Source organism: Psychrobacter sp. 1Y11 (genome assembly GCF_052259045.1).
Taxonomy (GTDB): Bacteria; Pseudomonadota; Gammaproteobacteria; order Pseudomonadales; family Moraxellaceae; genus Psychrobacter.
Genome location: NZ_JBQQER010000005.1, coordinates 63638 through 77880, shown reverse-complemented (window position 1 = coordinate 77880; position 14243 = coordinate 63638). Strand labels below are relative to the sequence as shown.

The window sequence follows — 14243 nt, the reverse complement described above, 5'->3', positions numbered from 1 at the left end:
ACAGAGACCTAAAGCCTCTGTTTTTTATCATAAGTTTTGGTAGCTTTACTTAGATAGATCGCGACCACGACTGGCTTCGATCGCTAGACGTAGACCATTTAGACGGATGAAACCTTCAGCGTCTTTTTGGTCATAAGCACCCGCATCATCTTCAAAAGTGGCGATTTTTTCGTCGAATAATGAATCATCTGACTTACGACCAACGACGCTTACGCAGCCTTTGTACAGCTTCACACGTACCGTACCGTTGACATACTCTTGCGACTTGTCGATAAGCTCTTGTAGCATAAGACGCTCAGGGCTGAACCAATAACCGTTATAGATAATCTTAGCATAGCGTGGCATGATCTCATCTTTTAGATGCGCCGCTTCCCGATCTAGTGTCAAAGACTCAATGCCGCGATGCGCTTTTAGCATGATAGTACCGGCTGGTGTCTCATAACAGCCACGCGACTTCATACCAACGTAACGGTTTTCAACGATATCTAAACGGCCAATACCATGCTTGCCGCCAAGCTCATTGAGCTTAATCATCACCTCATAAGGCTTGAGTGCTTCGCCATCGATAGCAACGAGATCGCCTTTTTTGTACTCTAATTCTAGATATTGCGGCTCATCAGGTGCCTCTTCTGGGCTCACTGACCAGCGCCACATATCTTCCTCAGCTTCTGCATACGGATCTTCTAAGATACCGCCTTCATAGGAGATATGCAGCAAGTTGGCATCCATAGAGTATGGAGATTTTTTCTTATTACCAGCGTAATCGATTGCGATATTGTGCTCTTCGGCGTATTTCATTAAGCTTTCACGGCTCGATAGATCCCACTCACGCCAAGGCGCGATAGTGACAATATCAGGGGATAAAGCGACAGCGCCTAGCTCAAAACGTACTTGATCGTTACCTTTACCAGTTGCACCGTGACTAATAGCATCGGCATTATGCTCTTTGGCAATCTCAACCAAGCGCTTGGCGATGAGTGGACGCGCAATAGAGGTGCCTAGTAAGTACTCGCCTTCGTAGATGGCATTAGCACGGAACATTGGGAAGACATAATCACGAGCAAACTCTTCACGTAAGTCTTCGATATAGATATCTTTAATACCCATCGCTTCCGCTTTGGCGCGAGCGGGCTCAACCTCTTCGCCCTGACCGATATCAGCGGTAAAGGTGATGACTTCTGCATCATAAGTTTCTTGTAGCCATTTGGCAATGATGGAAGTATCAAGACCACCTGAATAGGCTAAGACAATTTTATTGATATTTTTTGGATCAAGTTGCGCCATAAATAACTCCTGCTGTCAGTATAATGAGTGGTAAGTAAATATAATTAGTGATAAATAATATAAAAAAGATTAAAAAAGCACGAAAAAAGATGAAAACTGAGTCAAAAATAGATTCCATCTCCAGTGTACATCATATTTGCTATAGGCAAAAGTCTAACAGCGCGCGCAGCTTAGATCATCATGCTAAGCAGTGCCCAGCTCGTCTGCTTTTGCCAATAATTATGTAGAGATGTGCAGCCACATATTCAGTCATGTCAGTAAACCTGTTATGATAGTCAAACAATAAATGTGGTTTTATTAGAGCATTTTTACGCCTTTTATCTCATCAATCAACCTATTGAGCGCTATGATTCCTATTACTGATTCGATTGCAGAGTTAACTATCCTTCAGCCAGATGACTGGCATCTTCATTTGCGTGATGATCAGGCGCTTGCTACTACAGTGCCGCACGCAGCGTCCAGCTTCAACCGCGTCATCTGCATGCCAAACCTCGTTCCGCCCGTCAAAAACACCGACGATGCTCGCGCCTATCGTGAGCGTATCTTGCAGCGACTGCAAATAAGCGATATTCCAAAGGAGCGTAAAGCTGCCTTTGATCCACGTATGACTCTGTATATGACCGATCAAACGAGCGTACAAGATATCGAAGCTGCCGCTCAATCCGGCATCGTGCAAGCGGTCAAACTCTATCCAGCCGGTGCCACAACCAACTCCGCTGATGGGGTTACTGATATTAACGCTCGCGCTGATATCTTTGAGGCCATGGAGAAGCACAACTTACCGCTACTCATTCATGGTGAAGTTACTCATAGTCATGTGGACATCTTTGATCGAGAAAAACGCTTTTTAGAAGAGGTCATGGGACAAATCATCGGCAAGTTTCCTACGCTAAAGATCGTCATGGAACATATCACAACCAGTGATGCAGCGGATTTTGTGTTGTCACAAGGTAATCATGTCGCCGCAACGATTACCCCGCATCATTTGATGCTCAATCGCAACCATTTGTTAGTAGGCGGCATCAGACCACATCTATACTGTCTGCCTATTCTAAAGCGCGAAAGCCATCAGAAAGTATTACTAGATGTCGCGACTAGTGGTAATCCAAAATTCTTTTTGGGTACCGACTCCGCCCCGCATGCGACGGACAAAAAAGAAGCAGCGTGCGGCTGTGCCGGTTGCTATAGCTCAGAGGTGGCGCTTGCTTTGTATGCCACGGCTTTTGATAGCGTCGGTAAAATCGAAAAGCTAGAAGGCTTTGCCAGTCGTTTTGGGGCGCAGTTCTATGGGTTAGAGCTAAACACTGAGACAGTCACTTTGACTAAGACCCCGATGCAAGTCCCGAGCGCTTACCCTTACTTTGATGGCTCTACCCTCACCCCGCTGATGGCCGGTGAGACGCTACCTTGGTCTATCAAAGACTAATCGATAGACCCGCCAACCTAAAACTTCGCTAATGAGCGCAGTTTACTAAGCCGTTGCAAAACGGCTTTTTCACTGATGATAAACACGATTTAGATGGTTATGACTATGCAAAGCGAGATGACTTCGTCCACCGAAAATTTAACGAGTAAGACAGGTAAGGATAAAAACAGCACCCCTTCAGCAAATCTGGAGGCAGTAGAGGTACAGGCGCCGATGACCCTAAAAGAGCGCTTTCGTAAGTTTATGCCTGTCGTCGTCGATGTAGAAACCGCAGGTTTCAATGCTCAGACCGATGCTTTGCTGGAGATTGCGTGTATTCCGATCCTACTCAACGATGAAGGCGTGTTCTATTTAGGAGAGGCGTTAAACGCACATATTGAGCCGTTTGAAGGCGCAAACCTAGAGCCCAAAGCGTTAGCGTTCACTGGTATCGACCCCAATAACCCTATGCGTAAAGCCATCGCTGAAGATGAGAAGACAGCGCTACGCCGTATCTTTAAGGCACTTAAAGAAGTACGCCGTGAGCAAGAGTGTCGTCAATGCGTCTTGGTCGGTCATAACGCCCATTTTGACTTAGGGTTTTTAAACGCTGCGGTGCTACGTACCAATAGCAAAAACCATAGCTCTTTTCACCAGTTCTCAGTCTTTGATACGGTGACTTTATCGGCTTTAGCTTTTGGACAGACAGTACTGGCACGCGCTTGTAAAGCCGCAGGGCTAGAGTTCGATGGCAACGATGCCCACTCAGCGCTCTACGATACACAAAAAACAGCCGAGCTTTTTTGTCATATTCTCAATAGCTACCCGATGCTCGCCAACGCCCTGCATGCCGATGCGCTTGAATCAGAGCCAGATGACAAGCAGGAAACTACTAGTGAACAGGAAGGATAAAATAGCACTAACAGGCGGCCGGATAGCATTTGTAATCTTTATCTACCTTCGCTTGCTCGTCAGGTGCAATCATGCGTATGATGAGTAATAGAGGTCATTAAAGAGGATTTTGCTATGGACCCGCAAACGAAACTATGGGCGACCATTCTAGGTTATATGCTTTTAGCGATAACAATTAGTGCTTGCACTTCTTTATGGATTCGCCATCATTTAAAAAAGAATAATCTACATCCTCGCCGTGCACTGAAAAAAAGATATTTAACGTTAAAAAAACGTAGAAAAAAGCTTGACAGTAAGCACAGACGCTATTAAAATGTGCACCACTTCAGCATAAACGGTGAAAGCAGCTGAAGCGTATGACCTAGTCCCCATCGTCTAGAGGCCTAGGACACCGCCCTTTCACGGCGGTAACGGGGGTTCGAATCCCCCTGGGGACGCCACATATTAAAACGCTTACTTTTAATAGTAAGCGTTTTTAAAACCTTCAAAGTCTATTGGATTTTGAAGGTTTTTTTATGTCTAAAAATTAGACTCTGTGAGCCAAATTTTGTGGCTATATTTTTGTTCCAGTTTGGGCGTGCTCAGTATTCGATAAAGGACTGATCGATAGAGGAATACCTCTTAGGCTATTCATAACTTTCACTCTTAAAACACAAAAAGCCAGCATAATGCTGGCTTTTTTAATACTTATGATAGTCTAATGAAAAATTAACTTTTTTAAATTCTTATATTTTATCTGACAACATAAACCACAATAAAGCCAAAACAATCAATATCCCTAATACAGTTTGAATAAGGAAGAAGGCTTGATGCTGGCCGACAACTCTACTAAAGGTCAGACCCAACGCGCTATACTTAATAGGCTGAGTGTCGATTTCACCTTCTATTTCTTGGTTTTCATAGTAGCCTTGCAGAATATTTACAAATCCCATCCATTCATCAGGAGCCCAATTATAAGGATTGAATGGTAGCAGCGCTTTCATCTTAGGGTCTTTAAGCATCCAGCGCTCAAGAATAATTGAACGTAATGACCACCCAGTAAAGCGGCGCTCAGTAATAGCCGAAAACTCTAAAGTCTGCACTTCCTTATGACGACTGTCTTTTAATATGCGGTTTTTTAGATTTGTTAGTGCCTGTTCTGAGCCTTCAATATATTGAAAAAAATAACCATTACCGTAGCAAAGAATACCTGAGATGTTTTCAGCTTTATTGTGTGCAATTGAGACTTCAGCGATATCATTAAGTGTACTAGCGCCAGAAAGCCCTATAGAAGTAATACGACTAATATAGATAAATTGATAGAGGTTAGTGGTGTCTGAACTTGTCATTTCATTGAGCTTTGACAATCAGATTCTCCTTATTATGATATAGACAAATAATTAAGCAAACCAGTTAAAAAGCAAACAATTATTTATAATTTATAATATAAAGGCCTGACAGGACTCGATGGGAACGTCATGTTCAACTATATATATTATAGGATTCTTAGCCTAATTGTATAGACTTGGTTACATCATAGGCCTTTATAGTCAACAAAGCAAACAAACTCTGCTCTGAGTGCTAATTAATTGTAATTAGGAGGGTTTTGGTAATTATTATGGACAAAGCTAAAGCAGGACTAGTGATTTTGTTCAAATAAAACGATTTTTATGCAACACTTAGCTTTTCAAATACATTTTTTTGAAAGTATCAGCACATCTTATTCATATTGAGCGAATGACTTTTTTCAGATAGGATTAAGAACTTTTGTTTATTTTAAGGAGGCTTGAGCTGCCAAAATAGCAGCCAATAATATAGCATCATCAGGAAAGGTTAATTTTATATTTTGGCGGCTACCACTTACTAAGCGAATAGGTAGATCTAAGTATTCAAAGGCACTGGCCTCATCAGTGATATATAATTGATATTCATTGACATAGTCTAACAGACGGCTCAGCTCTCCGACTCGAAAGATCTGCGGCGTCTGTGCCTGCCACATGTGCTGGCGGTTAATGGTCGTTTTTATATAATCGTTATCGCTAACCGAAGAATCACTGCCATCATCGAAGTGCTGTGCAGGCGGCGCTGCAGACAGCTTCAAGGTATCTGCTACCGGAGCCGCTAAGATAGCGCCGTATGGCTCAGACATGGCGGCTGTGATAACGCTATCGATATCCTCAGTGGGCACAGCTGGACGGGCAGCATCATGGATCAAGATAAGATCGCTTTTATCAGCGCCACTCTCAAGAATAGCGCTAACGCCAGCACGGACAGATTGCCAACGCTCTGCTCCGCCGATGACATAATCAGTCGGTAGTGCAAACGTTAAGGTTGAGGCTACTTCATCATCGGCCGCAATGACTAAATAACAGCGATTTATATAGCTGCTAGAGGCTAGCCGAGTCACGCTATGCTGCAATAAAGTTTGCTCGTTTATCCTAGTGTACTGCTTAGCAACGGCAGCGCCAAAACGGCTACCGCGACCAGCAGCGACAATCATGGCGTGTATGTTCGGAGTAGTATTCATGACAGGGCTATTATCGATATTTGAAAAGGCGGAAGGCAAAGACGCAGAAATCAGCTTAAAAGCGGTTTTATCTTATAATAATTATGGATTATAGCTGCTATGGGTAGTTGGGGCAGTAGATATCTGTACAAAGGTTTCATTAGGCTTGATCAGGCCTAAATCTAAGCGTGCATGCTCTTCTACGGCTTCAAGACCGGTCTTTAAATCATGGACGTCAGTACGTAGCAGCTCATTCGCCGCTATTTGATTGTCATTAGATTGCTGCTGCTCTTCGATTTGGGTCAAGAGCTGTTTACTTGCAAAGCGGCCGTTTTCGCCTAGCCAATACTGATACTGTAGCCCTAATAGTACCGCAACGGCTAAAGCAAGGAGCATGAATTGACTGAAATACTTCATAAAGGAGCTTCACATTAATGATAATAAAAGGTCTTTTCCTAACCCAGTAGAAAAAGACCGTTTAGCGAACAAGTGCGTTAACCGCGCAAGCCTATGAACTCATCGGCGCCGCGATAGCTGGCACGAACTTGCTGCTCAATACGCAGGAGCTGATTATATTTCGCAACGCGATCTGAGCGGCATAGTGAGCCAGTTTTGATTTGACCGGCAGCAGTACCGACCGCTAGGTCAGCGATAGTGCTGTCTTCAGTCTCACCTGAACGATGCGAGATAATGGTCGCATAGCCGTTCTTTTTAGCCATATAAATAGCATCTAAGGTCTCAGATAACGTCCCGATTTGATTGAACTTAATTAAGATAGCATTAGCGATATGTTTATCGATACCTTCTTGCAAGATAGCAGGATTAGTGACAAATAAATCATCGCCGACTAATTGGACTTTATCACCGATTTGTTCGGTTAGGTATTTCCAGCCGTCCCAATCTGATTCATCTAAACCATCTTCGATAGAGATAATCGGATATTGACGTGTTAAATTGACAAGATAATCAGAGAAGCCTTGGCTATCAAAAGTCTTATTACCCTCGCCTGCCAAAATATATTTGCCGTCTTTATAGAACTCACTAGCAGCGCAATCAAGCGCTAAATGAATATCATCGCCCGCCTTATAGCCGACTTGCTCAATGGCTTGCATAATGACAGTGATGGCTTCTTCGTTGCTACGCAAATTAGGAGCAAAGCCACCCTCGTCACCGACGGCAGTATTTAAGCCTTGTGATTTTAATACTGATTTTAAGCTATGGAAAATCTCTGTGCCCGCACGTAGCGCTTCTGAGAAGCTCGTAAAACCTACCGGCTCAATCATAAACTCTTGAATGTCGACGGTATTATCAGCATGCTCACCACCATTTAGGATATTCATCATCGGCACTGGCATCGTCAAAGAAGTCTGATTACGCAGATTGGCAATATACTGATGTAACGGCAGGCTCTGTGATTTTGCCGCAGCTTTGGCTGTTGCTAAAGACACCGCTAGCATAGCATTAGCGCCTAGGCTTTCTTTATTTTCAGTACCGTCAAGCGCAATCATCGCATCATCAATTTTTTGCTGGTCAGTGACGTTTTTGTCCATCAGTGCGCTACGGATTTGGCTATTGACATTAGCGACGGCTTTTTTGACACCTTTACCTAAGTAACGATCTTTATCGCCATCTCGTAGCTCAAGCGCTTCCCGTGAGCCCGTTGAGGCACCACTTGGCGCGGCTGCACGTCCAATAGTGCCATCAGCTAAGATAACATCCGCCTCAATCGTTGGATTACCCCGTGAGTCTAAAATCTCACGAGCGCGGATGTCTTTAATTGCCGTAACGTTAGTGATTTCTTCAGCGTACATAATGTCTGTGAATTCCTTTGGTCATGCCAAGTGTGTGGGATAAAAAAGGGAAAGTAAAATGAGCTTTAATAGTTGGCATCATAGCATAAATTGGATTAAATTTTCTGGCACTTTATTTAGCTGCAGCTAGTTTTTTAGGACTTGAAACCAGTGTTGTATCATCTAGCTCGACCTTAGTTTTAAACCGCGTTAAACGCAGCGCGTTCATTAAGACAGAAATAGAGCTTAGCGCCATCGCCGCGGCGGCGATCATAGGATTTAAGAAACCAAAAGCCGCCAAGGGAATACCTAGGCAGTTATAAATAAAAGCAAAAAATAGGTTTTGTTTGATGTTACGCAGGGTGGCACTGGCGATCTTTTGCGCCGCGTCAATGTGCATCAAAGACTCACCCATCAAACGTGCAGAAGCACTATGCTGTGCGACATCTGTGCCCTCAAACATGGCAAAGCTGGCATCCGCGGTGGCCATAGCCGGGGCATCGTTAACGCCATCACCCGCCATCGCCACTTTATGACCTGCGGTTTGTAATTTGGCAATTTGACTGGCTTTATCACGCGGGCTCATGCGGCCATAAGCCTCATCGATACCTAACTGCCAAGCGACATGATCGACCACCGACTGCTTGTCGCCACTCATCAAAATGACCTTGAGACCGGCCTCTTGTAGGGCGCTAATCGCTTGCGGTGTATCTGCTTTTAGATCGTCGGCCAAAGCAAAAGCGCCGAGCGGCTCATCATTGATACTTACGGCGACCGTACTGGCGATTTGCCAGACTTTTGGCATCAGTCTGGGTAGCTTCAAACTAGCAAATTCAGCGGTGCCAACCTTGATCACTCCTAAGCCTTCAATAGTCGCTTGAATACCTGCACCTTTGACTACATTTATCCGTGTTACTGGCATCAGTGCTAACTGGCGTGCGCTCGCTGCATTGATGAGCGCAGTTGCTAGTGGGTGACTGGCGTGCGCCTCAACGCTAGCAGCTATCTGAAGCACATCATCAGCAGCTATTGATTTATCGACCATCATTTGATCAACGATAGCCGGCTTACCAAGGGTTAACGTCCCTGTCTTGTCGAGTACGACGGTATCGATATGACCCGCCGCTTCAAGGCTTTGGGCATCTTTGAACCATACGCCATGCCTTGCTGCAACTCCCATACCCGCCATAATCGCGGCAGGAGTTGCCAGTCCTAGTGCACAAGGGCAAGCAATCACTAATACCGACACCGCATGCATAAGCGCCGTATCGACCATTCCTGTCAGCCACCAAGTGACCGCAAAGGTAATAATAGCAATAGCTATCACCACTGGCACAAAGATAGCGGTCACTCTATCAGCAAGGCGAGCTAGATCTGCCTTGGAGCCTTGGGCGTCACTAAGCGCTTGTACCATGTCGCCAAGCTTGGTATCGCTACCCTTAGCGCGCACACGGTATAATAAACTGCCGTTCTCGACCAACGCCCCTGCTAACAGCTCATCACCCACTTCTTTTTTTAGCGGTACCGACTCGCCCGTGAGATGACTCTCCTCACACCAGCCGCTGCCCTCAATCACTGTGCCATCGGTCGCGACTCGGCTGCCTTGTTTGGCGCGTAAGATATCGCCCATCTTCACCTCAGCTAGCGGCAGCGCTTGAAAACTGCCATCCGCCTGCTGTAGCTCGACCTCATCTGGGGTTAAAGATAGCAGTAAATCAATGCTATTCAAGCTATGCTTTTTGGTACGCTCCTCTAGGTATTTACCGGTACGCACAAAGGCAATGACCATCACCCCAGCTTCAAAATAAACGCCCAAGCTGTCTGCACCATGACCGCTAGCATGTCCACTTTGCAATAAACTATTTAATGTTCCATCGCCATGTGTCAGCCACAGATAAGTAGAATATCCCCAAATGGCTAGAGTGCCGATGACGACTAGCACATCCATATTAGCTAAGCCGCCTTTGATCGACGCCCAAGCGCTACTATAAAAAGGCAGTGCTAGACCAAACTGGACGATAGTTGCAAGTATAAACTGTATCCAAACCGGCGGCATCCACGCCATACCAAAGCCTGTCAGCATACCCGCCATGCCGACTAAAAAAGGCGCTAGACAGACCCAAAGTGCGATTAAGCGCCAAGGCCATTTAGTCGCGGTGTCTTCATCGGTTTTGGCAAATAAGCTATCGCCTGCCTGCAAATTGGCAACAAACCCAGTCTTATTGACCCATTCAGTGATTTGCTCAGGCGTGGTCTGCTCCGGGTTATAATCAACGTTCGCCGTCTCGCCAGCAAAGTTTACATTGACCTCGTAAACCTCATCCCTGTTATTCAACACCTTTTCAATACGTGAGGCACAAGCCTGACAAGACATACCATCAATCGCCAGTTGCAAATGCGCGCGCTCTGGCTGCAAGGCGGTATTGGCCTGAATATCAGTATCTACTTCATAAGGCTCATCAGTAGCGGTGCGGGAAGAATCAATCATGGGATCACTCATTTAGCGATAATTAAAGAATAAGTATATTGTAGTGGTTATGAGATTAGGCTTTTTAGACTATTTTCAAGTGACATTAGGCGGTTGAATACCCTCAGTCGCTTAGCACTAAGCGCTTAGAGACGAGACGGTTTAATACAAGGTATAAAACAGTGAGCTATAAAAAAACCAGCTATCTAAAATAACTGGTATTCCTATCAATCAAAACTATACTTATGAATTAGCGACGGTAGCGTCAAATCCAGCATCATCGATAGCGCTTGCAATCTTATCAGCGCTAGTTTTTGCATCATCAAAAGTAACCGTTGCTAAGTTATCTGCTAAGTCAACCGCGATACTTACTACCCCGTCCATACCGACAGTCGCACCGTGTACGCTCTCGACACACTTCTCGCAAGTCATGCCATCGACTTTAATGATTCTCGTTTGATTTGCCATGTTAGGCTCCTTGTTATATTTGATTAGTTATATTTGGTTGATTATTTTTGATTCATTATCGTTTGCTATTTTTCCGGCTCATTATTGAAATGAGCTTTCGCTATCTACGTTAAGGGTTATCTTTGTTAACTACAAGAACAGTTGGTTATCAATTTATTAAGCGCTTAATAACTTGTCAGCTCAAAACAGCTAAACTAAACAAATCCTGGCAGCATTTAAAAATAACCAATTGCTCAATCTGCTTGCAACCAGTCAGCCACTAATCCAAGTTGCGCGGATTTTGCGGCGCATCGATAGGAAAGGGCTGAGTAACGTAGTCCACCATCGTAATCGCTGCTGTCAACGCATGAATGCTAGTATCAGTATCTTCATAACTTACCAAAGCGGTTTTGGCCGCCGCATCAAGCTCGATTGCGGTAACCCCGTGGATGTTTTTGAGCGCGGTCATCACCCCATCGATACCCTCTTGATCATCAATATTTTCGATACTGACTTTTGCGACCTGAATAGCCATAACCTTATCCTTCTAAACGGTTGAATAATTGGCGTGTGCCTTATTGAGTATCTAATACCGCAAAGCCTTTGACCAATTCATCAATCTGCTTTAACTGACGCAAGAACGGCTCAAGCTGACTGGTACGCAGCGCGCAAGGGCCATCGCATTTAGCCGCCTCAGGATTGGGATGGGCTTCTAAGAACAGTCCAGCAAGCCCTGTCGCCATACCGGCCCGAGCTAACGTGGTTATTTGCTCACGGCGACCGCCTGCGCTATCACTACGCGCGCCCGGCTGCTGCAAACTATGGGTGACATCAAAAAATACTGGCACATCCATCTGCTTCATGGTATCGAAGCCCAGCATATCGACGACTAGATTGTTATAACCAAACGCGCTACCGCGCTCACATAGGATGAGCTTGTCGTTGCCAGCTTCCAAGCATTTATTCATAATATGGCGCATCTCATGCGGCGCGAGGAACTGCGCTTTTTTGATATTAATAATAGCGTCCGTCTTGGCCATCGCTTCGACTAAATCCGTCTGACGCGACAAAAAAGCAGGCAGCTGAATGATATCGGCCACCTCAGCGACAGGCTGCGCTTGATACGGCTCATGCACGTCAGTGATGATTGGCACTTGGTACTTTTCTTTGATTTGTCCGAGCCAATCTACGCCTTGCTCGAGACCTGGGCCACGAAACGAATGTAGGCTTGAGCGGTTGGCCTTATCGAAGCTGGCTTTAAACACATAGCCAATCCCTAGACGCTCGCAAATATCGATATACTGCTCAGCGATCTCAAACGCTAGCTCCTTGGATTCCAAAACATTCATGCCACCAAATAATACAAACGGCTGATCGTTGCCGATATTAATGATATCGTTATCACTTTTCTTAAGCTCGATATGCGACTGCGCAGTTAATAAATTATCCATAAAGTCGTTACCCTCGTTATTGTTATCTCTAGCTCATATTGTAACCGATAGCACATTAAAGAAAAGTGCTTGATTGCAACAGATAAACTTTAACCACAAAATAAAAGCCACGTAGCTAAATATAGTTCATTCACTTTAAAAACGATACAGTGCGGTTGGGATGGATTTTGCGCAGCATCGAAAGATAACAGCACGCAAGGAAAATTGTTACCAACTACACGATGACATTAGGGTGTCGATTTTATTTCGAACTGACTATAATACATATGCTCTAATATAGGTCATAAAAAAAGACCAATCCGAAGATTGATCTTTTGGTCAAGCCTATATTTAAACCATTATTTGCTAGCGCTGTATTTCTTCGAGGCATTCACAAAGCTATTAAATAGCGGATGACCACCGCGTGGCGAGCTAGTAAATTCTGGATGGAACTGTACAGCAATAAACCAGGGATGCTCGCTAATCTCAACCGACTCTACCAAATGCTGTTTGGCTGAATAGCCTGAGATCGTCATGCCTGCTTGCTCTAGAGGCTCGATATAGCGATTGTTCATCTCATAACGATGGCGATGACGCTCGGTGATCATATTGGCACCATAAATCTGGCTCAGCTTGCTACCGGCAACCAATTCCGCTTGCTGCGCGCCTAGACGCATAGTACCACCGAGGTCGGAGTCGTCAGTACGAATTTGTAGCTCGCCGCGCTCATCCATCCATTCGGTAATTAGGCCGATAATCGGTTCGCTGCTTTTACGATCAAACTCAGAGGAGTTGGCATCGATGCTCATGACATTACGCGCAAACTCGATCACTGCCAACTGCATACCTAAGCAGATGCCAAGATATGGTACATGATTTTCGCGCGCATAAGTGATCGCTTTCATTTTACCCAGAGTGCCGCGCTCACCGAAGCCGCCCGGTACTAAGATGGCATCCGCTTTTTTTAATTGCTCAAGAGCGGTGTCATCATCTTCTAAGCGCTCCGCATCGATATAGTCGATATTAACCTTAGTTTGATGGGTAATGCCGGCATGGAGCAAGGCTTCGTTGATAGATTTATAAGCGTCAGGTAGCTCAACATATTTGCCGACCATAGCCACAGTGACCGTAGATTCTGGATTAAGCTGTGCTTCAACGACTTTGTCCCAATCACTAAGATCTGCTTCTGGCAAATCCAGACCAAAGCGCTCACAGATAAGATCATCGAGATCTTGCTCGTGCAGAGTACGCGGGATTTGATAGATGCTTTGGGCATCTTCACACATAATGACCGCGCGCTCTTCCACGTTAGTAAATAGCGCAATCTTACGGCGATTGTCAGGTGAGATATGATGATCTGAGCGGCAGATTAAGATATCAGGCTGCAGACCGATAGAGCGTAGCTCTTTAACCGAATGCTGAGTAGGTTTCGTCTTAGTCTCGCCAGCACTTGCAATATAAGGCACTAAAGTGAGGTGCATAAGCATAGCCTTATTACGGCCTAACTCCACCTGCATCTGACGCACCGCTTCCATAAAGGGTAATGACTCGATATCACCGACGGTACCGCCAATCTCAATGATGGCAACATCATAGCCTTGACCACTGGCAATAATCTTGCTTTTGATCTCATCAGTGATGTGCGGAATCACTTGTACGGTACCGCCTAAATATTCGCCGCGGCGCTCTTTATTCAAGACGTTCTGATAAATACGGCCACTAGTGAAGTTGTTACTCTTACTCATCTTTGAGCGACGTAAAAAACGCTCGTAATAGCCCAAGTCCAAATCAGTCTCAGCGCCGTCTTCGGTGACAAACACTTCGCCGTGTTGGAATGGGCTCATCGTGCCTGGATCGACGTTGATATACGGATCCATCTTAGTCATAGTGACATTGACGCCGCGCGCTTCTAAGATAGCAGCCAAGGAAGCCGCCGTGATACCTTTTCCTAGTGAGGACACTACCCCACCGGTCACAAATATAAACTTGGTCATAGTACTCATCAACAATTGGTAAAGAAGGA

General features: G+C 45.1%; 13 protein-coding genes and 1 tRNA gene. 4 read left to right on the top strand and 10 right to left on the bottom strand.

All coding sequences use genetic code 11. The features are described from left to right. Positions 1–45: 45 nt before the first annotated feature. Positions 46–1284: an argininosuccinate synthase gene (locus tag ACTXGJ_RS05960; protein ID WP_439242691.1), complete on the bottom strand. Its 1239-nt coding sequence runs from the start codon at positions 1282–1284 to the stop codon at positions 46–48. Between the two features lie 346 nt (positions 1285–1630). On the opposite strand from ACTXGJ_RS05960, the gene pyrC reads away from it, so the two are divergent. From pyrC to ACTXGJ_RS05940, 4 genes are all read left to right on the top strand, one after another. Further along, positions 1631–2710 carry a dihydroorotase gene (pyrC, locus tag ACTXGJ_RS05955; protein ID WP_443565359.1) on the top strand — a complete coding sequence of 360 codons (1080 nt, stop codon included), beginning with the start codon at positions 1631–1633 and terminating at the stop codon, positions 2708–2710. Between the two features lie 213 nt (positions 2711–2923). After that, entirely contained in the window at positions 2924–3601 is a 678-nt protein-coding gene (gene rnt / locus ACTXGJ_RS05950; RefSeq protein WP_439242803.1) for a ribonuclease T, read from the top strand. 114 nt (positions 3602–3715) lie between these two features. Next, complete coding sequence (locus ACTXGJ_RS05945; RefSeq protein ID WP_439242695.1) at positions 3716–3913, top strand: hypothetical protein; 198 nt, start codon at positions 3716–3718, stop codon at positions 3911–3913. A 52-nt stretch (positions 3914–3965) separates the two neighbouring features. Further along, positions 3966–4041 (top strand) — tRNA-Glu (locus ACTXGJ_RS05940). Between the two features lie 285 nt (positions 4042–4326). Here the strand turns inward: ACTXGJ_RS05940 and ACTXGJ_RS05935 are convergent. From ACTXGJ_RS05935 to ACTXGJ_RS05895, 9 genes are all read right to left on the bottom strand, one after another. Beyond that, positions 4327–4929 carry a BLUF domain-containing protein gene (locus tag ACTXGJ_RS05935; RefSeq protein WP_443565358.1) on the bottom strand — a complete coding sequence of 201 codons (603 nt, stop codon included), beginning with the start codon at positions 4927–4929 and terminating at the stop codon, positions 4327–4329. Between the two features lie 422 nt (positions 4930–5351). Beyond that, entirely contained in the window at positions 5352–6107 is a 756-nt protein-coding gene (gene ispD / locus ACTXGJ_RS05930; protein WP_439242699.1) for a 2-C-methyl-D-erythritol 4-phosphate cytidylyltransferase, read from the bottom strand. Between the two features lie 81 nt (positions 6108–6188). Then, positions 6189–6503 carry an FtsB family cell division protein gene (locus ACTXGJ_RS05925; RefSeq protein ID WP_439242700.1) on the bottom strand — a complete coding sequence of 105 codons (315 nt, stop codon included), beginning with the start codon at positions 6501–6503 and terminating at the stop codon, positions 6189–6191. A 77-nt stretch (positions 6504–6580) separates the two neighbouring features. Then, positions 6581–7897 carry a phosphopyruvate hydratase gene (gene eno / locus ACTXGJ_RS05920; RefSeq protein ID WP_439242702.1) on the bottom strand — a complete coding sequence of 439 codons (1317 nt, stop codon included), beginning with the start codon at positions 7895–7897 and terminating at the stop codon, positions 6581–6583. Between the two features lie 112 nt (positions 7898–8009). After that, positions 8010–10364: a heavy metal translocating P-type ATPase gene (locus tag ACTXGJ_RS05915; protein WP_443565357.1), complete on the bottom strand. Its 2355-nt coding sequence runs from the start codon at positions 10362–10364 to the stop codon at positions 8010–8012. A 222-nt stretch (positions 10365–10586) separates the two neighbouring features. Next, a complete protein-coding gene (locus tag ACTXGJ_RS05910; protein ID WP_439242706.1) occupies positions 10587–10811 on the bottom strand; it encodes a heavy-metal-associated domain-containing protein in 225 nt (74 codons plus the stop codon). Between the two features lie 259 nt (positions 10812–11070). Then, the gene (locus tag ACTXGJ_RS05905) at positions 11071–11325 is read right to left on the bottom strand and encodes a cation transporter (RefSeq protein WP_439242708.1); all 255 of its coding nucleotides are present in this window, start codon (positions 11323–11325) and stop codon (positions 11071–11073) included. Between the two features lie 40 nt (positions 11326–11365). Beyond that, the gene (gene kdsA, locus ACTXGJ_RS05900) at positions 11366–12241 is read right to left on the bottom strand and encodes a 3-deoxy-8-phosphooctulonate synthase (RefSeq protein ID WP_443565356.1); all 876 of its coding nucleotides are present in this window, start codon (positions 12239–12241) and stop codon (positions 11366–11368) included. A gap of 338 nt (positions 12242–12579) precedes the next feature. Continuing rightward, positions 12580–14214, bottom strand: coding sequence for a CTP synthase (locus tag ACTXGJ_RS05895; RefSeq protein ID WP_439242712.1), 1635 nt, complete (start codon positions 14212–14214; stop codon positions 12580–12582). Between the last annotated feature and the right edge of the window lie 29 nt (positions 14215–14243).

What these genes read in the sequence shown, in the direction of transcription:
- ACTXGJ_RS05960 (WP_439242691.1), bottom strand. Translation starts at nt 1,284, where the DNA reads ATGGCGCAACTTGATCCAAAAAATATCAATAAAATTGTCTTAGCCTAT.
- pyrC (WP_443565359.1), top strand. Translation starts at nt 1,631, where the DNA reads ATGATTCCTATTACTGATTCGATTGCAGAGTTAACTATCCTTCAGCCA.
- rnt (WP_439242803.1), top strand. Translation starts at nt 2,924, where the DNA reads ATGACCCTAAAAGAGCGCTTTCGTAAGTTTATGCCTGTCGTCGTCGAT.
- ACTXGJ_RS05945 (WP_439242695.1), top strand. Translation starts at nt 3,716, where the DNA reads ATGGACCCGCAAACGAAACTATGGGCGACCATTCTAGGTTATATGCTT.
- ACTXGJ_RS05935 (WP_443565358.1), bottom strand. Translation starts at nt 4,929, where the DNA reads ATGACAAGTTCAGACACCACTAACCTCTATCAATTTATCTATATTAGT.
- ispD (WP_439242699.1), bottom strand. Translation starts at nt 6,107, where the DNA reads ATGAATACTACTCCGAACATACACGCCATGATTGTCGCTGCTGGTCGC.
- ACTXGJ_RS05925 (WP_439242700.1), bottom strand. Translation starts at nt 6,503, where the DNA reads ATGAAGTATTTCAGTCAATTCATGCTCCTTGCTTTAGCCGTTGCGGTA.
- eno (WP_439242702.1), bottom strand. Translation starts at nt 7,897, where the DNA reads ATGTACGCTGAAGAAATCACTAACGTTACGGCAATTAAAGACATCCGC.
- ACTXGJ_RS05915 (WP_443565357.1), bottom strand. Translation starts at nt 10,364, where the DNA reads ATGATTGATTCTTCCCGCACCGCTACTGATGAGCCTTATGAAGTAGAT.
- ACTXGJ_RS05910 (WP_439242706.1), bottom strand. Translation starts at nt 10,811, where the DNA reads ATGGCAAATCAAACGAGAATCATTAAAGTCGATGGCATGACTTGCGAG.
- ACTXGJ_RS05905 (WP_439242708.1), bottom strand. Translation starts at nt 11,325, where the DNA reads ATGGCTATTCAGGTCGCAAAAGTCAGTATCGAAAATATTGATGATCAA.
- kdsA (WP_443565356.1), bottom strand. Translation starts at nt 12,241, where the DNA reads ATGGATAATTTATTAACTGCGCAGTCGCATATCGAGCTTAAGAAAAGT.
- ACTXGJ_RS05895 (WP_439242712.1), bottom strand. Translation starts at nt 14,214, where the DNA reads ATGACCAAGTTTATATTTGTGACCGGTGGGGTAGTGTCCTCACTAGGA.